Below are 19575 nucleotides of genomic sequence, written 5' to 3' on the forward strand. Positions count from 1 at the left end.
GATTATGGCTCAACTCTCTCTACAACATATTCAGAAGATTTATGACAACCAGGTTCACGTCGTTAAAGACTTCAATCTGGAGATTGCCGATAAAGAGTTTATCGTTTTTGTCGGGCCGTCAGGCTGCGGGAAATCCACCACGCTGCGCATGATCGCAGGGCTTGAGGCCATCAGCGGTGGCGATCTGCTGATTGATGGCGTGCGGATGAACGACGTGCCCGCCAAAGCGCGTAATATCGCGATGGTATTCCAGAACTACGCGTTGTACCCGCATATGACGGTCTATGACAATATGGCGTTCGGCCTGAAAATGCAGAAGGTGGCGCCAGAGATTATTGAAGAGCGCGTCGCCTGGGCGGCGCAAATTCTCGGGCTGAAAGAGTACCTGAAGCGCAAACCGGGTGCGCTTTCCGGGGGCCAGCGCCAGCGCGTGGCGCTGGGGCGCGCGATTGTTCGCGAAGCGGGCGTCTTTTTGATGGATGAACCGCTCTCTAATCTCGACGCCAAACTGCGCGTCCAGATGCGTGCAGAGATAACCCGGCTGCACCAGAAGCTCAACACCACCATGATCTATGTGACCCACGATCAGACCGAAGCGATGACGATGGCCACAAGAATTGTCATCATGAAAGACGGTATCGTGCAGCAGGTCGGTGCGCCGAAAGAAGTTTATAACCATCCGGCGAATCTGTTTGTGGCCGGTTTTATTGGCTCGCCCGCCATGAATTTTATTCGCGGGGCGATCGATGGCGACTATTTCGTGACGGAAACGCTGAAGCTGGCGCTGCCGGTAAATAAACTTGCGCGGCTCAATGACAGCGGTTATCAGCGTAAAGCCGTTATATTAGGGATTTGCCCGGAAGATATTTTCCCCGGCGCGACCAGCGATGACGCAGTTGAAGCGAAAATTACCGTTGCAGAATTAACCGGCGCGGAATTTATGCTTTATGCGACCGTCGGTGGGCATGAAATGGTGGTGCGCGCAGGCGCGGATAAAGATTATCAGGCCGACCAGCGTATTAATATCGCCTTTGATATGAATAAATGCCACGTCTTCGACAGCGAGACGGAAATCGCAATCGCCTGAGTCTCATACCGACGAAAAATAAGCTCCGATTCAGGCGGAGCTTATTTTTTCAGATAATCGTTGTAGGAATTAACGTACGGGCCGGAACAGGCTCACCGGCGATACGGGCGAAAAGCAGCGCGCTGCTGACGTCGCCTAACTGACGGATGGGAACATTAATTCCGCCGGGCGGTGGGGCGAGCAGGAAAGAGAGCGTTTCGTTGCTGTAACCGACCACCGTCAGCGCATCCGGGATGGGGATGCCGCGCTCGGCGGCGGCGCGGTAGACGCTCATCAGTTTCAGGCTGTCGGTGGCGAAGATGGCATCAGGCGGTTCAGGGAGTGTTAGCAGGCGGTGCGCCGCATCCAGCGCGCTTTGCTGGGTGTAGCCGCCATCAACGATAAGTGTGCTGTCATCAGGCCGCTGATGCCTGGCGAGGCTTGCGCGAAACCCGGCCAGGCGGTCAACAGAGACATGATAATCCAGCGGCGCGTGCAGGCAGGCGATACGCTGACAACCTCTCGCGACAAGCGTATCGGTCAGCGCAATGCTGTCGTGATAATTATCGGTATCGACGGAGGCGATATGCTGATAATTCCCCGCGACTTTACCAATGACCACCACCGGAACGGCGCATTCATCGAGCTTTTCGTAAAAGGTTTCATCTGCTGGCGCGCTCAGCATAATAATGCCTTTAATCATTTTCTGGCGAATGCGTGTCAGGCATTTCTGTAAGTCATCGTCGCTATTACGGGACGTTTGCAGAATAACGTCAAAACCGGTTTCTTCCGCGCGAGCCATTATCGCGTGCAGCACTTCAGAGAAAAAAGGATTACCGGCCGTCGTTTTAGTGGAGCGCGCGGAAATCACCATAATCGCATCAAACCCGGATGAGGTGAGCGCGCGCGCCATTTTATTCGGCTGATAATGTAATTCTTCAATGGCTTTTAATACCCGCTCGCGCGCAGCATCGGAAATATTGGTCTGATTATTCAGAACACGCGATACCGTCGATTTGGAAACTTTTGCCACGCGGGCAATATCGTAAATGGTCGGGGACATTCGACCGTGCTCCATTACATCGCTTCAACAAAATTATCTTACTGAAGCCCCGCAGCAGTGTCCATGCGCCATGTTTTTGTAAATCGGCGTCAGCGGGGCTTGAATCGCCGCGCCCGGGCCTTACTGTTATTATCAGAGGATATAAACGCATCGGGCAGGGATATGATTAAACAACTTCAAAGTGAAATGCAGGCGCTGATGAATCGCAGCGTCGACAGGCATTTGCGCCTCGCGGTAACCGGGCTTAGCCGCAGCGGGAAAACCGCCTTTATTACCGCGCTGGTGAATCAACTGCTGTCGGTGAACAGCGGGGCGCGGTTGCCGCTCTTTTCGCCGGTGCGCGAAGAACGGCTGCTCGGCGTGCGCCGGGTGCCGCAGCAGGATATGGGCGTCGCGCGCTTTACCTATGACGAAGGGCTGGCGCAGCTTTTCGGTACGCCGCCCGCGTGGCCGACGCCGACGCGCGGCGTGAGTGAGATCCGTCTCGCGCTGCGTTATCGCTCACGAGAATCACTGCTGCGCCATTTTAAAGATACCTCCACGCTCTATCTCGATATTGTCGATTACCCCGGCGAATGGCTGCTCGACCTGCCCATGCTGGCGCAGGACTACCTTACCTGGTCGCGGCAGATGACGGGCCTGCTGCAGGGCGACAGGGCCGTCTGGGCGCAGCGCTGGCGGAGCCTGTGTGAAGGGCTGGATCCGCTGGCGCCGGGCGATGAAAAGCGTCTGGCGGAGAGCGCGGAAGCCTGGACCGACTACCTGATGCAGTGCAGACGCGAAGGGCTGCACTTTATCCAGCCGGGGCGTTTTGTGCTGCCGGGCGATCTGGCGGGCGCGCCGGTGTTGCAGTTCTTCCCGTGGCCCGGCGTCGATGACGTGGGCGAGACAAAACTGGCGCAGGCGGGCAAACAGACCAATATCGGCATGCTGCGTGAGCGCTACCAGTACTACTGCGAAAAGGTGGTTAAAGGCTTCTATAGCGAGCACTTTGTGCGTTTCGACCGCCAGATAGTGCTGGTGGATTGTCTTCAGCCGCTCAACAGCGGGCCGCAGGCGTTTAACGATATGCGCCTTGCGCTGACGCAACTGATGCAAAGCTTTCATTACGGCCAGCGCACGCTGTTCCGGCGTCTTTTTTCGCCTGTGATCGACAAACTGCTGTTCGCCGCCACCAAAGCGGATCACGTTACACACGATCAGCATGCGAATCTGGTGTCGCTGCTCTCGCAACTGGTGCAGGAAGCGTGGCAGAACGCCGCGTTTGAAGGTATCGAAATGGACTGCATGGGCATCGCCTCTATACAGGCGACAGAAAGCGGCATGGTGGAAAGCCACGGCGAAAGCGTGCCGGCGCTGCGCGGCAACCGCTTAAGCGACGGCGCGCCGCTCACTATTTACCCCGGCGATGTGCCGGCGCGGCTGCCGGGCAGCGCGTTCTGGCAGCAGCAGGGTTTTCAGTTTGAAGCCTTTCGCCCGCGCGTGATGGACGTTGACCGGCCGCTGCCGCATATCCGCCTGGACGCGGTGCTGGAATTTTTAACAGGAGATAAGCTGCGATGAGCGAGATTAAACCGCGCCGCGAATTTGACGAGCCGCTGCGCCCGGAAGAAGGCCCGACGCTTCGCGCCACCAGGGCATTTGACGAGGCGCAGGCGTTTGTACCGGCCGTTGAGGAAGAGACGCTGGCCGCAGATGCGCCCGAGCGTGTGGTGGAGAACGCGCTCAAACCCCGACGCAGCCTGTGGCGGCGCATGGTGGTGGCCGGGCTTGGTCTGTTTGGCGTAAGCGTCGTGGCGCAGGGCGTCCAGTGGGCGGCTAATGCGTGGTACACGCGCGACTGGATAGCCCTCGGCGGCTGCGTCGCAGGCGGGCTGATTGTGGCGGCAGGCGTCGGCGCGCTCGCGAGCGAATGGCGGCGGCTTTATCGCCTGCGCGAACGGGCAGAAGAACGCGATGAGGCGCGCGAGCTGCTGGCGAGCCACGGCAGCGGCAAGGCGCGCGCGTTTTGCGAAAAGCTGGCGAGCCAGGCCGGGCTCACGCAGGGGCATCCGGCGCTGGCGCGCTGGCATGCCGCAATTCATGAAACCCACAGCGATCGCGAAGTGGTGACGCTTTACGCGCATATCGTTCAGCCGGTGCTGGATAGCCAGGCCCGCAGTGCCATCAGCCGCTCGGCGGCGGAATCGACACTGATGATTGCGGTGAGCCCGCTGGCGCTGGTGGATATGGCGTTTATCGCCTGGCGCAACCTGCGTCTGGTGAATCGTATCGCGGCCATTTATGGCATCGAGCTTGGCTATTACAGCCGCATTCGTCTGTTTCGTCTGGTGCTGCTTAATATGGCTTTCGCGGGCGCGAGCGAGATGGTGCGCGAAGTCGGGCTTGACTGGATGTCACAGGATCTTGCCGCGCGCGTCTCCGCCCGCGTGGCGCAGGGGCTGGGTGCGGGGCTGCTCACCGCGCGCCTCGGCGTGAAGGCGATGGAGCTGTGCCGCCCGCTGCCCTGGACGGAAGATGACAAACCGCGCCTCGGCGATTTCCGCCGCCAGCTGTTAAGTGAAGTTAAAGTCACGCTTCTGAAACAAAAGCGCGAAGAGTGACCCCAACGGCGTCCTGCCTGTTCAGGTTTACAGCATGACGCCGCATTTTTCCGCACTCTGTCAATTTTTGTTGACAGAGCACTCCCCCGGTAGCGGCAACTGAAGTATTATCTCGCCATTCGTTGGATCAATGCGTGAAGGTGCTGCCATGCGTCTTGAAGTGTTTTGTGAGGACCGCCTCGGTCTGACCCGTGAGTTGCTCGATCTCCTGGTGCTGCGCAGTATCGATTTACGCGGCATCGAAATTGACCCTGTCGGGCGAATTTATCTCAATTTTTCCACGCTGGAATTTAACGCCTTCAGCAGCCTGATGGCGGAGATCCGCCGTATTCCCGGCGTTACCGATGTCCGTACCGTGCCGTGGATGCCCTCCGAGCGCGAGCACCGCTCGCTGAGCGCGTTGCTGGAGGCGCTGCCGGAACCGGTGTTTTCGGTGGATATTAAATGCAAAATCGAGCTGGCGAACCCGGCGAGCTGCGCGCTGTTCGGCCAGAATGAGGCGCGCCTGCGCAACCATAACGCCGCAAGCCTTATCAGCGGTTTTAACTTTCAGCGCTGGCTGGAGAGCAGCCCGGTGGAATCACACACCGAACACGTGGTGATTAACGGCCAGGATTTTGTACTGGAAATCACGCCGGTACATCTGGAAGAAGAGAGCGGCACCAGCGTGCTGACCGGCGCGGTCGCGATGCTGCGCTCAACCGTGCGTATGGGCCGCCAGTTGCAGAATCTGACCAGCCTCGATCTCCATGCGTTCAGCCATATCATCGCGGTCAGCCCGCGCATGAAACAGGTGGTGGATCAGGCGCGCAAACTGGCGATGCTGAACGCGCCTCTGCTTATCACCGGCGACACCGGCACCGGTAAAGATTTGCTGGCGCATGCCTGCCATCTGGCAAGCCCGCGCGCCGATAAGCCTTATCTGGCGCTGAACTGCGCGTCTATACCGGAAGATGTGGTGGAGAGCGAGCTGTTCGGTCACGCGCCGGGCGCTTACGCCAATGCCCATGAAGGGAAAAAAGGCTTCTTCGAACAGGCCAACGGCGGCTCGGTGCTGCTCGATGAAATCGGCGAGATGTCGCCGCGTATGCAGGCCAAGCTGCTGCGCTTTCTCAATGACGGCACGTTCCGTCGGGTGGGCGAAGAGCACGAAGTGCATGTGGATGTGCGCGTGATCTGCGCGACGCAGAAAAATCTCGTGGAGCTGGTGCAAAAAGGGGCGTTTCGCGAAGATCTTTACTATCGCCTCAACGTGCTGACGCTGAATCTGCCGCCGCTGCGCGACCGCCCTCAGGACATCATGCCGCTCACGGAGATGTTCGTGGCGCGCTTCGCCGATGAACAGGGCGTGCCGCGCCCGAAACTGGCAGGCGATCTCGGCCAGGTGCTGACCCGCTACGGCTGGCCGGGCAACGTGCGCCAGTTGAAAAACGCGATATACCGCGCGCTCACGCAGCTTGAAGGCTATGAACTGCGCCCGCAGGATATCCTGCTGCCGGATTTCGACGCCGCCGCGCTGCCGGTAGGCGAAGAGGCGATGGAAGGCTCGCTTGACGACATCACACGTCGTTTCGAGCGCTCAGTACTGACGCAGCTTTATCGCAGCTATCCGAGTACCCGTAAGCTCGCCAAACGACTGGGCGTCTCACATACGGCCATCGCCAATAAGCTTCGCGAATATGGCTTAAGCCAGCGTAAGGGCGAAGAGTAACGCCGCCAACAAAAAAGCCTCCGCATGCGGAGGCTTTTTTTATCGGGCAAATTACGCTTTCAGTGCGTTAAGCGCCGCGTCGTAGTTCGGCTCGTGGGTGATTTCATTCACCAGCTCGCTGAATACGATTTCATCGTTCTCATTCAGGACCAGCACCGCGCGAGCGGTCAGGCCTTTCAGCGCGCCTTCTTCAATGCCCACGCCATATTCTTTGGCGAATTCCGGGTTACGCAGCGTAGAGAGCGTGATGACATTGCTCAGGCCTTCCGCGCCGCAGAAGCGGGACTGCGCGAACGGCAGGTCGGCGGAAACGCACAGTACAACGGTGTTTTCCATGCCGGTCGCCAGCTGGTTGAATTTGCGCACGGACGCCGCGCAAACGCCGGTGTCGATGCTCGGGAAAATGTTCAGTACTTTACGCTTACCGGCAAACTGGCTCAGCGAAACGTCAGACAGATCTTTTGCCACCAGGCTGAACGGCGCCGCTTTGCTGCCTGCCTGCGGGATCTGACCCACCACGGAAACCGGATTGCCCTGGAAATAGACGATTTGTGACATAGTTATCTTCCTGTTTACATATAGTTAACGTCGCCGCTAGTGTATGTGATCCCGCGTGGGATGAATATAAAAAACTGTCCCGGCAGGCTAACTTTCCAGTCGCTATACTGAGGCAAAGCCCGTTGCGAGGAAAATAATGAGAAGCGTAAAAGTGTATCAGGAAGCCTGGCCGCTCCATTCGCCGTTTGTGATTGCCCGCGGCAGCCGCAGTGAAGCGGTGGTGGTTGTGCTGGAACTGGAAGAAGAGGGCGTCAGGGCGGTGGGCGAATGCACGCCGTATCCGCGCTACGGTGAGAGCGCAGCCTCGGTAATGGCGCAAATCATGACTATTGTGCCGCAGCTTGAAGCCGGGCTGGACCGGGCCGGGCTGCAGAAATTACTGCCCGCGGGTGCCGCGCGTAACGCCGTCGACTGCGCGCTCTGGGATCTTGAGGCGCGCCGCGCGGGCGAAACGCTTGAGGCCTTTTTACAGGTCACGCTGCCGGAACAGCACACTACCGCCCAGACGGTAGTATTAGGCGCGCCGGAGCAAATGGCGAGCAACGCCGCGCTGCTGTGGGAAAAGGGCGCACGGCTGCTGAAAATCAAACTCGACGACACGTTTATCACTGAGCGGATGGTCGCCATTCGCGGTGCGGTGCCGGAGGCGACGCTGATTGTCGATGCTAACGAATCCTGGCATGCGGAAGGGCTGGCGGCGCGCTGTCAGCTCCTGGCGGACCTCGGCGTGCAGATGCTGGAGCAGCCGCTGCCGGCGTCTGACGATCGGGCGCTGGAGAACTTTATTCATCCGCTGCCCATCTGCGCTGATGAAAGCTGCCACGCGCGCGGTAGCCTGAAGACGCTCGCCGGGCGCTACGAGATGATTAACATTAAGCTCGATAAAACCGGTGGGCTGACCGAAGCGCTGGCGCTGGCTCGCCAGGCGACGGAGGAAGGATTCGGGCTGATGCTCGGCTGTATGCTCTGCACCTCACGCGCCATTGGCGCCGCGCTGCCGCTGATCCCGCAAATGCGCTTTACCGATCTCGACGGCCCAACCTGGCTTGCGGTGGATGTGGAGCCTCCCTTACGTTTTACGCCCGGTCAGCTTTATCTTCATTCTGACGTCGGCCCTCAGCTTTCGTCGTCGTAATGCAGCAATGCGGTCATCGCCGCCAGATAGCGCTCGGTGGCGTCGTCGGCGGAGATGGCCGGAAACTCGGCGGTAATGCAGGTTAACCCCAGATCCGCGCACCAGCTGCCAAACGATCCGGGCGTCTCATAACCGACGCTGGTGACGTGCGGCAGGCCGAACGCGTCGGCGAGCCAGCGGCCAAGCGGCGTCTGCTGCGGATCTTCTATACAGCCTAACGGGTCGTGAAACGAGACCACCCAGGCGGGTTTAAGCTGATGAATTAACTGGCACAGCGCGGCGGTTTCCGGCTCCGAACCCGGCTTTTCGCCGGTGGAGAGCGTTACGTCGCGCGCCTCGGCCGCACTGTTCCAGCGATAGACGGTTTCGCCCGGCTGCCAGTTGGCCGCCGGAAAATTGCGATTCAGATCGACTCCGCGGGCGTTGGCGCGCAGGCCGAGCTGACAGCCGTCCGGGTTGACCGCCAGCACCACGTGATGCCGCCGGTGCGCGGGCTCCAGCGTACGCAGCGCGCAGGAGAGCGTCACCAGCGCCGCGTTTTCATCACCGTGAGTGCCTGCGATGATAAGTCCCGGCGCGCGCTGCGCTTCGGGTGCCGGGAACCAGAGCAGCGGCGCGCCGAGCGCCGATTCGCCATAACGCAGGGCGTCGTCAGGTAAAGCGCCGCGCCGGGCGCGCGGTCGAAGCGGAGTCAGCGTGTTCATTGTGGGTCGCCATCAAAGGGTGATTACAGGAGTGTTGACGACATTTGGCCGAAATTCAACAGCCTGACGTTAGCCTGCGTCGTGCGCGCTATTTAAACGCTCAGACATTAACACTTTGATCTGACGCGGGGTTTGCGCGCAAAATCGCGCCCACGGGTTTGCAATTTATATTCATCCAACAAATAATTCCCCGACAGCGCCCGGAGAGAGCGGTTCGGCGCGGGACCACGAGAACGAGGACCTCATGAAAATTCCTGTAAGCTTTACTCTTAGCGCATTATGGGTCGCGACCGCGCTGACCGGCGCGTTTGCCGCCGATGTGCCGCCAGGCACAGCGCTTGCCGAACACCAGACGCTGGTCCGCCATCTGAAAGATGAACCCGCCTCGCTGGACCCGGCGAAAGCGGTAGGGCTGCCGGAGATCCAGGTGCTGCGCGATCTCTTTGAAGGGCTGGTGAACCAGAACGATAAGGGCGAACTGGTGCCGGGTGTGGCCACGCAGTGGCAGACCAACGATAACCGCATCTGGACGTTTACGCTTCGCGACAACGCGAAATGGTCCGACGGCACGCCGGTAACGGCGCAGGATTTTGTCTACAGCTGGCAGCGCATGGTCGACCCGAAAACCACCTCGCCATTTGCCTGGTTCTTTGCGCTGGCGGGTATCGCCAACGCGCAGGCGATTATCGACGGTAAACAGGCGCCTGCACAGCTTGGCGTCAGCGCGCCGGATGCGCATACGCTGAAAGTCACTCTCGATAAACCGCTGCCGTGGTTCCCGTCGCTTGCCGCCAACGCGGCGCTCTATCCGGTACAAAAAGCGAACGTGGAGCTGGAGCAGGGCGGCGACTGGACGCGCCCCGGTAAGCTGGTGGGTAACGGCGCGTTTGTGCTGAAAGACCGCGTGGTCAACGAAAAGCTGGTGCTGACGCCGAATACCCACTACTGGGATAACGCGAAAACCGTGCTGACGCAGGTGACGTTTTTGCCGGTGAACCAGGAATCCGCCGCCACCAAGCGCTATCTCGCGAATGATATCGACATCACCGAATCCTTCCCGAAAAATCTCTATCAAAAACTGAAAAAAGAGATCCCCGATCAGGTCTTTACGCCGCCGCAGCTTGGCACCTATTACTATGCGTTTAACACGCAGAAAGGCCCGACGGCGGACCCGCGCGTGCGTCTCGCGCTCAGCATGACCATTGACCGCCGCCTGATGGCTGAAAAAGTGCTCGGCACCGGCGAGAAACCGGCCTGGCGTTTTACGCCGGACGTGACTGCAGGCTTTACGCCCGCGCCGTCAGAGTGGGAGCAGATGAGCCAGCAGGAGTTAAACGCGCAGGCGAAAACGCTGCTCCAGGCCGCGGGTTATGGCCCGGCGCGTCCGCTCAACCTGACGCTGCTCTATAACACCTCTGAAAACCATCAGAAAATCGCCATCGCCGTGGCGTCAATGTGGAAAAAGAATCTTGGCGTGGATGTGAAGCTGAAAAACCAAGAGTGGAAAACCTATATCGACAGTCGTAATACCGGTAATTTCGACGTGATCCGCGCCTCGTGGGTGGGGGATTATAACGAGCCGTCAACGTTCCTTTCACTACTGACCTCAACGCACAGCGGGAATATCGCGCGTTTTAAGAACCCGGACTACGACAAAGTGCTGCAACAGGCCGCTCAGGAGAATTCCCCCAAAGCGCGTAATGCCGATTACAACAGCGCCGAGAGGATCATCTCAACCCAGGCGCCGATTGCGCCGATTTATCAGTACACCAATGGCCGGTTAATTAAACCGTGGCTGAAAGGCTACCCGATTAATAACCCGGAAGATGTGGCCTACAGCCGCACCATGTATATCCTTAAGCATTAACGCATGTCCGGCGCCGCCACCGTGGCAGGCGCCGGACACGTTTTGCTTCAATCTGCCGTTACTTTTCCGCTTCCGGGTGAATGAGCGCCAGCTCCTGCTCGCGCCGCTGGTTCATATTAATGACGCAGCTTAACGCGTGGGCGGCAAGCCACGGCGTACCCGCGGCCGAGGCGCTCGCTGCCGTACAGAAGGCGTCTCGCGCCGCCGTCCACTGCTGCTGACTTATTTTTAACGCCTCGACCATCTGGGTGCGCCGCGCCTCGTCGCCCTGTGGCCAGCGGGTATAGTCGAAGTTCTGTAGCTCAGTGACTTTGGCATTGAACGCCTGTTTAAGCGCATTATCTGAGGCCAGCCCTGCCGCTTCGAGGCACTCATTGCTGTTTTCGCCTGCCTGTTGAGTGCAGGCCTCCGCCGCCGCGCTACGTGTGATCTCAACGGCCAGCGCGCACAGCGAATTTAACGCCAGCACCAGCAGCGCACTATTTATCAGGTTTTTCACAAGAGTGAATTCCAGTCTGAGGGAAGATATAGACGCGTCACGTCGTCACCAGGCGGCGTGTTTGTTGAGTATTTTCCCATGCCTGACAGGAAAATACTATGCGAAATGCCTTACTGGTCAGTGCTTTTGAAACGGGCAATAAAGCAGTTTGCATTTACGGCGATAACCACACCGGCCCACGCTTTGCCGGTGATTACCCGCGCAATGCGTATTACTGTTCACGATAGTTTGCCAGAACCGTGCGTTATAAACGGTGGTGCGGTACAGAGTAAGCTCGACGGGGTGATTATTAACGGTAATGGATGCGCCATTAATAGACAATGTGTCGCCAGATGATAAATAAAACGTCGCCTTATACCAGAGAATAAGTTTAAAAGATTGTTGCGATGAAATTAAGGTAAATACAGAATTGGTGTCGGTGCTTACTACTGAATCAACCACCCGCCAGTTCATTCGACTCTCCATATGATTTCACGTGCTTAATTGGCGTGCGCATCGGTTAATGATGCAGGTAGTTCAATTGTAACGTGTGAAAAGTAAATTTTTGCGAGGAAACGACGGGGAGTGAATGAGAGAGTAAAGAAACATCATATATGCTGAACAATTATTGCTGTTTTTCACGTCTTTATAATTTAAAGGTGTAATTGTCACGCGCCATTTAAATTGATGGTGATGCTGCCAACTTACTGATTTAGTGTATGATGGTGTTTTTGAGGTGCTCCAGTGGCTTCTGTTTCTATCAGCTGTCCCTCCTGTTCAGCTACTGACGGGGTGGTGCGTAACGGCAAAAGCACCGCCGGACATCAGCGCTATCTCTGCTCTCACTGCCGTAAAACATGGCAACTGCAGTTCACTTACACCGCTTCTCAACCCGGTACGCACCAGAAAATCATTGATATGGCCATGAATGGCGTTGGATGCCGGGCAACCGCCCGCATTATGGGCGTTGGCCTCAACACGATTTTCCGCCATTTAAAAAACTCAGGCCGCAGTCGGTAACCTCGCGCATACAGCCGGGCAGTGACGTCATCGTCTGCGCGGAAATGGACGAACAGTGGGGATACGTCGGGGCTAAATCGCGCCAGCGCTGGCTGTTTTACGCGTATGACAGGCTCCGGAAGACGGTTGTTGCGCACGTATTCGGTGAACGCACTATGGCGACGCTGGGGCGTCTTATGAGCCTGCTGTCACCCTTTGACGTGGTGATATGGATGACGGATGGCTGGCCGCTGTATGAATCCCGCCTGAAGGGAAAGCTGCACGTAATCAGCAAGCGATATACGCAGCGAATTGAGCGGCATAACCTGAATCTGAGGCAGCACCTGGCACGGCTGGGACGGAAGTCGCTGTCGTTCTCAAAATCGGTGGAGCTGCATGACAAAGTCATCGGGCATTATCTGAACATAAAACACTATCAATAAGTTGGAGTCATTACCTAAATTGATATGCAAATAGTTTCAGTGTGACAATAATAAAAATTAGAAGCGAATTTCGGATGGCCTTTCTGAAAAACCGAAGTGAGTTATGAATTGCATACCAACTGGTCAAATTCTGCATAGAAATTCATTTTCGCTGGTGTAACGTTATTGTGAAAAAAATTTAACTTAAGGATAGTGTTCGTTTGATCAAAAAGTGATCACCCGAAGCGCTTCAGGTGCAGCATAAAGTCATCCATGCGCCTGATGACGGCTCAGGCGCTACCGGACTGTCCGTTATTCAAAGTGCGCTTAACTGGCGATAAAGCAGGCCCGCGTTTTTATCCAGTTCGGGAAAAAGACTTTGCGGCCAGAGGTCGGGAAGGGGGGCGCTGTAAGCCAGCGCGACAAATTTTTCAGGCTCGCTGACGCTGTAGCTGAAACTCGAAAAGGTGGTGGCGGTTTTAACTTCCACATCCGCAAGTTGCGGCGTAGCGCCGTCGCTGATGCGCCAGACATACAGCAGTTCTACATCACGAATGCTCATTTCACTCATCACGCGGGCCACATCGTCACGATGCGCTTTGCGCCAGCGTAAAGTCGTGTTTTGTTCGACCATCTCATTACTGTGCGCGCGAAATTTGTCGGTCAGTTTGGCGAGTTCCGGCGCGGGGAGTTTACAGGAATAGAGCACGACATCACGTCCGCGTGCATCTTCAAAGCTACGCCAGGCGCCCTGCACGCAGTCGGTACGTGACTCAAAAGCCTGGCCGAGAGATTGCTCCCCCGCGCTGAGGGATTTCACCTGGTCAATGCTGTCCGCATGACACCCTTGCAACAAAAACACTGCCCCGACGACTGCCAGAAGGCCGGACCGCTTCATCTCACTCTCCCTTTGCCTGTAAGCGCGATGGCACGCACCCTCGCTTCAGGTGTGATCGTTGGCTGGTGTGTCGTAGCTGGGGCCAGCCGCAGGTTACTGCTTTCATGCATATCAGTTATCGGCCGCGTTTCGTATCGCTTTAATTTTATTAATGAAGTCACAATGGCCAGGCCAGCGACGCCGCCGCAGAGAGCAGGTGTGGACTACACTTGACATATCACAGTCACTTGGGGAGCCGATATGCCTTCTGTTCAGTTGCATCTGAAAGACCGCCCGGAGGTGGATTTTACCGCCACCTACAGCGTGAGTGAACCCAGTGCGGTAAACGGGGAGACGATAAAAACGTTTGAGATCGATAAATCCCAGCAGATAAGCGCATTCGCCGGGTTGCGTCAGGGAGAACGTCTCTTTTTTGTTTTGCCAAGCGGAGAAGCGCAGGCGATCTTTTTAACCGCTGAAACGCCGGAAACGCTGGTGTTTAGCAGTGAACGCTGACGCCAGAGCGGGCAGGGATGCCGGGCGAGAAACGTAAAGAAGGAGAGCATTGCGCTCTCCTTTCTCTCTTTAATGCTTCCTGTTTCATGCATCACAGGTGCCCTGTTAGACCTCTCCGGGCACGCTGTTTAGCGTCAACCGCTGTATCAGGAGCGACCGCCGCCGTGGCTGTGCTCGCCACCTTTATGCCCCGCTTCAGAGGCGCGTTCACGGTCATTTTTAAAATTACCCCCGCTCTGCTGGCCACCTTTATGACCTGCTTCAGATGCGCGTTCCGGGTCGTTTTTAAAATTACCGCTGCTTTGCTGACCGCCTTTCTGGCCTGCTTCAGACGCGCGCTGACGATCCTCTGCGAAATTACCTGAACCACCACGATGCTGAGTCATATCATTCTCCTCATGTTGTTGGTCGTACTTATTACAGCAGTGCGTGACTGCTATCGAAAAGATATTGATAACTGTAGGTCAGGGTATTTTATCCCGCAAGTTTTGAAGGCGAAAAATATAACGCTATGCAGAAAAGTGGCTGAATTTTAGTAAAATTTTAGTCACTTTCTTATTTGTATTTTTGGTGCTTCTTCGGTCCGCTTGATTTTATTTTGTCATTAAAATACGAAGCGGCGGTATAAATAATAATCACAATTTTTCGAAAGTAAGATAATTAATATTATGAATGGGATTGTCATATTTTGACGTATTTATAGGGAGACGATCACGTGCCACTCAAGGCCAGCAGAGACCGATGCACAGGCGGCGCACGCCAGGGCGGAAGTGACAGGACGGAACGGGCGGCAAGGGCAGTGCGGCAGAAATGGGGGTTCATCCCTGAACCCGGTTCCCTGGTGATGGCAAAGCGTGTCTCAGCGGATGCTGAGGTATGAAATAAGCGTAGACGGGAAATTTATAGCAACAACATTATTTTCGGTTCAGGCATTTTTTGATGCTTATAACCGGTAATGCGGCTTTTACAATGTCTATTAATACACATTCTAATGAATTGAATATGTAAAAATAATAATCCACGAAGTTGCAGTGGTTATTTTGCAAGGCGTTGTACACCTTGCAGTTATCCGTCATTTTCTCTTTTACGCGCCATTTCCAACGGCGATTATATCCACTGAGCGATATATTCCGGCTCCACCGGACGTGAGAAGAAATAGCCCTGCGCCTCATCACAGCCAAACTCCAGCAGCAGACGGGCGGTTTCGGCATCCTCCACGCCTTCCGCGAGCACCACGTAATCCAGCTCCTTAAGCATCTGTATGACGTTACGCACGATAATCTGACTGCTGCGCTCCTGCGCGATGCTCGAGGTGAGCGAGCGGTCGAGCTTGATGATGTCGATTGGAATCCGGCGCAGGTAGTTGATGTTGCTGTAACCCGCACCGAAGTCGTCCAGCAGGATCTTAAAGCCGCGCAGTTTGAGCATATCCATTTCACTGAGCGCGGTTTCGCTCTCCAGCGCCTTTTCAGTCTCCAGACATTCAATACGAATATCGTTTGTTGAAAGCCCGGCGCGCAGCACGCGCTCTTCCAGCGCATCGGCAAAACCGCGGCGGGAGAGATCGCTGACGCTGATATTGACTGACAGCGGCAGGGTGACGCCCTCTTTGCGCCATTTCTGGAGCTGTTGCAGCGCCGCGCCAATCACCCATTGCGTTATCTCTTCCATCAGGCTGGTATTTTGCGCGAGCGGAATAAACACGCCCGGCGGGATATCGCCGCGGGTCGGGTGACGCCAGCGGAGCAGCGCTTCCGCGCCGACCGCCCGGTTGGTGCTGAGCTTGATTTTGGGCTGATACATCAGGTAGAGCCCGCGGTTTTTGGCGATACTCTCGCTGAGATCGTGCAGCAGCTGGAAATCAACGTTGCGCTTCTCATCGCGCTCTGCGTCAAAGGCCATATGGCGCTTGTTAAGCCAGATAGCTTCATGCACGGCACTGATGGCGCGACGCAGCGCCTCATTGGGCGTGGTTTTCTCCGGCTGCCAGGCCACTTCACCTGCAAAGATATTGAGCCGGATATTGATGCCCTGCAGCATGCGCGCGTTCACCAGCGGCAGCACCGCGGCGTTGCGGCGAATGGCTTTTTGATTGCGCGTTTTTAAAAGCAGCGCATAGCGGCCTGTCGCCACGTTATAGAGCACGGTGTCGCTTTTCAGCCTTAGCTTCATGCGCAGTAACGGGCCGAGATCGTTAAGTAGCGTCTCAAGCGCCGGCATGCCAAGCGAGCGCGCCAGTTCATAGGCGGTCGGCATGTCGATGCAGTCGAAAATCATTAGCGTGTAGCGCTCAGTACTGCCGCTCTCACACAGCCGCTCCATATCGGCCAACAGTTTCTGACGGTTCGGCAGGCGGGTCACGGGATCTAAAAATCCGACCGCGTTTAAGGTTTCAAGCCAGGCGCCGGTCAGCCCGGCAATCAGCGAGAGCGTGCGGGCGCGCTCGTCGTTAAACGGCTGCGCCACGGTATCCGTCATGCCGATAATGCCGGTCAGGCTGCCGTCACGCGTGCGCAGCGGTGCCAGCGCGTAGAACCGTACGTCAGGCGAGGCGATGACCAGCGGGTGCTGATGCGCCTGCGCGTCAAGTGTGGTATCGCTGCACCACACCGGCTCATTTTGGGGGCATAACGGCTGCGTTAAGACTGCCGCATCGACCTGGAGCGGCTCAGGATGTGCCAGATGTACGGGCAGGCCCGCTTTATCTACCACGGCAATAAAACAGCCCGGAATGCCGAGCGCGAGGCTGGCAAGCCTTGCAAATTGCAGCAGAACCGGGTCCTGATGTCCGTGCTTTCCCCGGAGCATATCCAGGGCTGCCATGCGTCTGGCATCTTTTCTGTCGATGTGGCTAAACATAGGGTGCTACCTTCAAGCACGGCTTCTTTTAGGGCGCTAACGCCTCGGGGCTCTGACGGTCAACGCGGGCGTTGGGTTATCTGCATCATCGGCAAGGGGACGCGGAGCTTTAACGCTATGTGCGCGTTTTCTCCACGCGTTAAACCGGCGCAGCCTCGCGGAGCCTCCAGCAGACGCTGACAACGCCTGCGGCCGTCAGGCTCAGAAATAGCGGCGCGCTGGCCACTTCATACAGGCAAAACACCACCAGGCGATGATATTCAGGCCCGGCAGCGTCAGTAACAGCGCCATCGACCAGCCGAAGCCTGCGCGCGTGGCGATTTTGTAAGAAGGGATAAAAATCAGCAGCCAGACCATAAAGGCCAGCGCCAGCGTGGGTATTCCAGGCAGCATAACGTTCTTCCCCGTCCATTTTCAGAAGGTTATCGGCAGGCGAGGGGAGAAGTTGAGAATTTTCTGAAAGCTATCAGCGAACGGCAAGCACCGTCAGCGGCGCGCGCAGCATGGTAAAGAGCTGAAACTGACTGGCGTCGGAGACATCGCGCAGCACATCGCCGTTGCGGTAGACCAGATTTTTGATATGCCCGAGCTGACGCCACACCACTATCGCTGAGGCGATAAGCGAACAGTTCTGTTCTGTCTGAATACACTCAAGCGTGGCGTACTGTGATTCATCCAGTTGATTAATAAAGACCTGTAGCGCATCGGCAGGAATAATGGCTTTGATGTCATCGAGCATAACGTCGCTGACGGCATGGGAAAGACGTAACGTAACGCGCGTGGTTCTCATTGCGACAGACTGGCCCTGAGTTGTAAAATTTATGGGTAGGCTGACGTTAACACATCGCGCGCAGATTTGATTCATCCTTGTTTACAGCAGGGATACAGTGAAGCAGATCAAGTTTTTCTGCGCGACGGCCCGTACGGACACTTGATCTGCGTCATAAAAAATCGCATATTGCGACCGCCTTCTCAGTATGGATACGCAATCATGACGCTCTATCAACATATGCTCGTGTTTTACGCCGTCATGGCGGCAATCGCGGCGCTCATTACCTTTTTTATCGCCAAAGACAAAACCAGCATTAAGCTGCTTTGCGCGACGCTTATCGGCGCGACCTGGCCGATGAGTTTCCCTGTCGCCCTGCTGGTGGCGCTGTTTTAATCCTCAACGGCATCGCTTCGGCTTGAAATTCCTGCGCAATGTATCACCATAAAGCCAGTTGAATCACCGGAGCGAATTATGCTGCCTGAAAATTATCCCTCCCGTAGCGATGCGGAAAAACGCCTGCTGGCGGTGAACGCCGCCCTTGAACTGATCAAAGCCTCTGTGGCGGCCCCGAATGGTTATGAAGGGCGCGATAAGCTTGCCAAAGATATCGAATATACCCGTCACCACCTGGCTGAACTGGCGGACGCCATTCAGGCCGCGCTGGAAAGCCGTTGAGCGCACGCGGCGACGTTGAACTGAACATCAGGAGATACGATGGAGGCCATTAAAGGCTCTGAAGTCAATGTGCCGGACGCGGTCATCGCCTGGCTGCTGGACGGCCACGGTGGCGTGAAGCCATTGCAGGATGACGCTGTTATCGATAAAGACCATCCCTGCTGGCTGCATCTGAACTATGCCAACCCGGAAAGCGCGCAGTGGCTCACTGAGACGCCGCTGCTGCCGAATCTGGTGCGCGACGCGCTGGCGGGTGAAAGCTTGCGCCCGCGCGTCACCCGCATGGGCGACGGCACGCTGATTACGCTGCGCTGCATCAACGGCAGTACCGATGAACGGCCAGACCAGCTGGTGGCGATGCGGCTTTACATCGACGAGCGGCTTATCGTCTCCACGCGCCAGCGTAAGGTGCTGGCGCTCGACGATATTATTCACGACCTCAACGAGGGCAGCGGCCCGGCGGATGTCGGCGGCTGGCTGGTGGACGCCTGCGACGCGCTGACCGACCACGCCAGCGAATTTATCGAAGAGCTGCACGACAAAATCATCGATCTCGAAGACAACCTGCTCGAAGAGATCGTGCCGCCGCGCGGTGTGCTGGCGCTGCTTCGCAAGCAACTGATTGTGATGCGGCGTTATATGTCGCCGCAGCGCGATGTTTTTTCCCGCCTCGCCAGCGAGCGTTTTAGCTGGATGACGGACGATCACCGCCGCCGGATGCAGGATATCGCCGACCGTCTTGGCCGCGGCCTGGATGAAATCGATGCCTGCATCGCGCGTACCGCAGTCATGGCCGATGAGATTTCCCAGACGATGCAGGAGTCGCTGTCGCGGCGCAGTTACACGATGTCGCTGATGGCAATGGTCTTTTTGCCCAGCACGTTTCTCACCGGCCTGTTTGGCGTCAACCTCGGCGGTATTCCCGGCGGCGGCTGGCATCTTGGGTTTAGCGTGTTTTGCGTGGCGTTGGTGCTGCTGATCGGCGGTGTTACATGGTGGTTACATCGAAGTAAATGGTTGTAAAAAAACGTATTTCGAGCGAGAACTGAACGAAAAATCCTCACGACTTTGAGCGATATCAAGAAATGGTACGTCGTTTCACGGCATCATTCTTGTCGCAGGTGAATGCAACGTCAAGCGATGGGCGTTGCGCTCCATATTGTCTTACTTCCTTTTTTGAATTACTGCATAGCACAATTGATTCGTACGATGCCGACTTGTTTAAGTCGGCTTTTTTTTTGCCTGCGTTTTACCCTCTGCATTCTGGCGC

Annotated in this window: 21 protein-coding genes; 11 read left to right on the forward strand and 10 right to left on the reverse strand. The window is 56.6% G+C overall.

The genetic code is table 11. The features are described from left to right. Positions 1 to 4: 4 nt before the first annotated feature. Entirely contained in the window at positions 5 to 1087 is a 1083-nt protein-coding gene (locus CSK29544_RS14350) for an ABC transporter ATP-binding protein (RefSeq protein WP_029039448.1), read from the forward strand. 49 nt (positions 1088 to 1136) lie between these two features. On the opposite strand, the gene CSK29544_RS14355 is transcribed toward CSK29544_RS14350, so the two are convergent. Then, on the reverse strand, positions 1137 to 2129 hold the full coding sequence (locus CSK29544_RS14355; RefSeq protein ID WP_007901538.1) for a LacI family DNA-binding transcriptional regulator: 993 nt from the start codon (positions 2127 to 2129) through the stop codon (positions 1137 to 1139). Positions 2130 to 2291: 162 nt separating this feature from the next. Here CSK29544_RS14355 and CSK29544_RS14360 point away from each other — a divergent pair, with 162 nt between their 5' ends. From CSK29544_RS14360 to tyrR, 3 genes are all read left to right on the forward strand, one after another. Beyond that, a complete protein-coding gene (locus tag CSK29544_RS14360) occupies positions 2292 to 3692 on the forward strand; it encodes a YcjX family GTP-binding protein (RefSeq protein WP_216668561.1) in 1401 nt (466 codons plus the stop codon). Further along, positions 3689 to 4732: a YcjF family protein gene (locus tag CSK29544_RS14365; protein WP_007901531.1), complete on the forward strand. Its 1044-nt coding sequence runs from the start codon at positions 3689 to 3691 to the stop codon at positions 4730 to 4732. The genes CSK29544_RS14360 and CSK29544_RS14365 overlap by 4 nt, the downstream gene beginning before the upstream one ends. A 148-nt stretch (positions 4733 to 4880) precedes the next feature. Further along, a complete protein-coding gene (gene tyrR, locus CSK29544_RS14370) occupies positions 4881 to 6443 on the forward strand; it encodes a transcriptional regulator TyrR (protein WP_007901529.1) in 1563 nt (520 codons plus the stop codon). A 51-nt stretch (positions 6444 to 6494) separates the two neighbouring features. On the opposite strand, the gene tpx is transcribed toward tyrR, so the two are convergent. After that, positions 6495 to 7001: a thiol peroxidase gene (tpx, locus tag CSK29544_RS14375; protein WP_004387306.1), complete on the reverse strand. Its 507-nt coding sequence runs from the start codon at positions 6999 to 7001 to the stop codon at positions 6495 to 6497. Positions 7002 to 7137: 136 nt separating this feature from the next. Here tpx and ycjG point away from each other — a divergent pair, with 136 nt between their 5' ends. Beyond that, positions 7138 to 8136, forward strand: a complete 999-nt coding sequence (ycjG, locus tag CSK29544_RS14380) for an L-Ala-D/L-Glu epimerase (RefSeq protein ID WP_029039450.1) — start codon at positions 7138 to 7140, stop codon at positions 8134 to 8136. Here ycjG and mpaA read toward each other — a convergent pair. After that, positions 8118 to 8840, reverse strand: a complete 723-nt coding sequence (gene mpaA / locus CSK29544_RS14385) for a murein tripeptide amidase MpaA (protein ID WP_007901525.1) — start codon at positions 8838 to 8840, stop codon at positions 8118 to 8120. The two genes, ycjG and mpaA, sit on opposite strands and share 19 nt — an antisense overlap. Before the next feature lie 244 nt (positions 8841 to 9084). Here mpaA and CSK29544_RS14390 point away from each other — a divergent pair, with 244 nt between their 5' ends. Further along, a complete protein-coding gene (locus tag CSK29544_RS14390; RefSeq protein WP_007901523.1) occupies positions 9085 to 10707 on the forward strand; it encodes a peptide ABC transporter substrate-binding protein in 1623 nt (540 codons plus the stop codon). A 58-nt stretch (positions 10708 to 10765) separates the two neighbouring features. Here the strand turns inward: CSK29544_RS14390 and CSK29544_RS14395 are convergent, their stop codons facing one another. Further along, positions 10766 to 11206: a lysozyme inhibitor LprI family protein gene (locus CSK29544_RS14395; RefSeq protein ID WP_007901521.1), complete on the reverse strand. Its 441-nt coding sequence runs from the start codon at positions 11204 to 11206 to the stop codon at positions 10766 to 10768. Positions 11207 to 11323: 117 nt separating this feature from the next. Continuing rightward, entirely contained in the window at positions 11324 to 11659 is a 336-nt protein-coding gene (locus CSK29544_RS23075) for an anti-adapter protein IraM (protein ID WP_170921726.1), read from the reverse strand. Between the two features lie 270 nt (positions 11660 to 11929). Between CSK29544_RS23075 and CSK29544_RS14400 the strand changes: the two genes are divergently transcribed. Beyond that, a protein-coding gene (locus CSK29544_RS14400; RefSeq protein ID WP_095033700.1) for an IS1-like element IS1B family transposase occupies positions 11930 to 12627 on the forward strand; the annotation gives its coding sequence in 2 pieces (ribosomal slippage) (positions 11930 to 12179 and positions 12179 to 12627; 699 coding nt in all). Between the two features lie 295 nt (positions 12628 to 12922). Here the strand turns inward: CSK29544_RS14400 and CSK29544_RS14405 are convergent. Beyond that, a complete protein-coding gene (locus tag CSK29544_RS14405; protein ID WP_029039380.1) occupies positions 12923 to 13504 on the reverse strand; it encodes a hypothetical protein in 582 nt (193 codons plus the stop codon). A 240-nt stretch (positions 13505 to 13744) separates the two neighbouring features. On the opposite strand from CSK29544_RS14405, the gene CSK29544_RS14410 reads away from it, so the two are divergent. After that, positions 13745 to 13999 (forward strand): hypothetical protein, encoded by a 255-nt coding sequence (locus CSK29544_RS14410; RefSeq protein ID WP_007901511.1) that lies wholly within the window; start codon positions 13745 to 13747, stop codon positions 13997 to 13999. 146 nt (positions 14000 to 14145) lie between these two features. On the opposite strand, the gene CSK29544_RS14415 is transcribed toward CSK29544_RS14410, so the two are convergent. From CSK29544_RS14415 to CSK29544_RS14430, 4 genes are all read right to left on the reverse strand, one after another. Beyond that, positions 14146 to 14385 carry a con-10 family general stress protein gene (locus CSK29544_RS14415; RefSeq protein ID WP_007901509.1) on the reverse strand — a complete coding sequence of 80 codons (240 nt, stop codon included), beginning with the start codon at positions 14383 to 14385 and terminating at the stop codon, positions 14146 to 14148. 721 nt (positions 14386 to 15106) lie between these two features. Then, entirely contained in the window at positions 15107 to 16858 is a 1752-nt protein-coding gene (locus CSK29544_RS14420; RefSeq protein ID WP_004387316.1) for a sensor domain-containing diguanylate cyclase, read from the reverse strand. Between the two features lie 201 nt (positions 16859 to 17059). Continuing rightward, entirely contained in the window at positions 17060 to 17251 is a 192-nt protein-coding gene (locus CSK29544_RS14425) for a hypothetical protein (protein WP_004387317.1), read from the reverse strand. A 73-nt stretch (positions 17252 to 17324) separates the two neighbouring features. Next, a complete protein-coding gene (locus tag CSK29544_RS14430; RefSeq protein ID WP_004387318.1) occupies positions 17325 to 17648 on the reverse strand; it encodes a hypothetical protein in 324 nt (107 codons plus the stop codon). Between the two features lie 201 nt (positions 17649 to 17849). Here CSK29544_RS14430 and CSK29544_RS23085 point away from each other — a divergent pair, with 201 nt between their 5' ends. The 3 genes from CSK29544_RS23085 to zntB all read left to right on the forward strand — a co-directional run bounded on the left by CSK29544_RS23085 (position 17850) and on the right by zntB (position 19328). Beyond that, complete coding sequence (locus CSK29544_RS23085; protein WP_004387319.1) at positions 17850 to 18023, forward strand: GhoT/OrtT family toxin; 174 nt, start codon at positions 17850 to 17852, stop codon at positions 18021 to 18023. A 78-nt stretch (positions 18024 to 18101) separates the two neighbouring features. Continuing rightward, a complete protein-coding gene (locus CSK29544_RS14435; protein WP_004387320.1) occupies positions 18102 to 18305 on the forward strand; it encodes a hypothetical protein in 204 nt (67 codons plus the stop codon). 39 nt (positions 18306 to 18344) lie between these two features. Beyond that, the gene (zntB, locus tag CSK29544_RS14440; protein WP_004387321.1) at positions 18345 to 19328 is read left to right on the forward strand and encodes a zinc transporter ZntB; all 984 of its coding nucleotides are present in this window, start codon (positions 18345 to 18347) and stop codon (positions 19326 to 19328) included. Positions 19329 to 19575: the final 247 nt, after the last annotated feature.

Source organism: Cronobacter sakazakii, from assembly GCF_000982825.1.
In the GTDB taxonomy this organism is placed as follows: Bacteria; Pseudomonadota; Gammaproteobacteria; order Enterobacterales; family Enterobacteriaceae; genus Cronobacter; species Cronobacter sakazakii.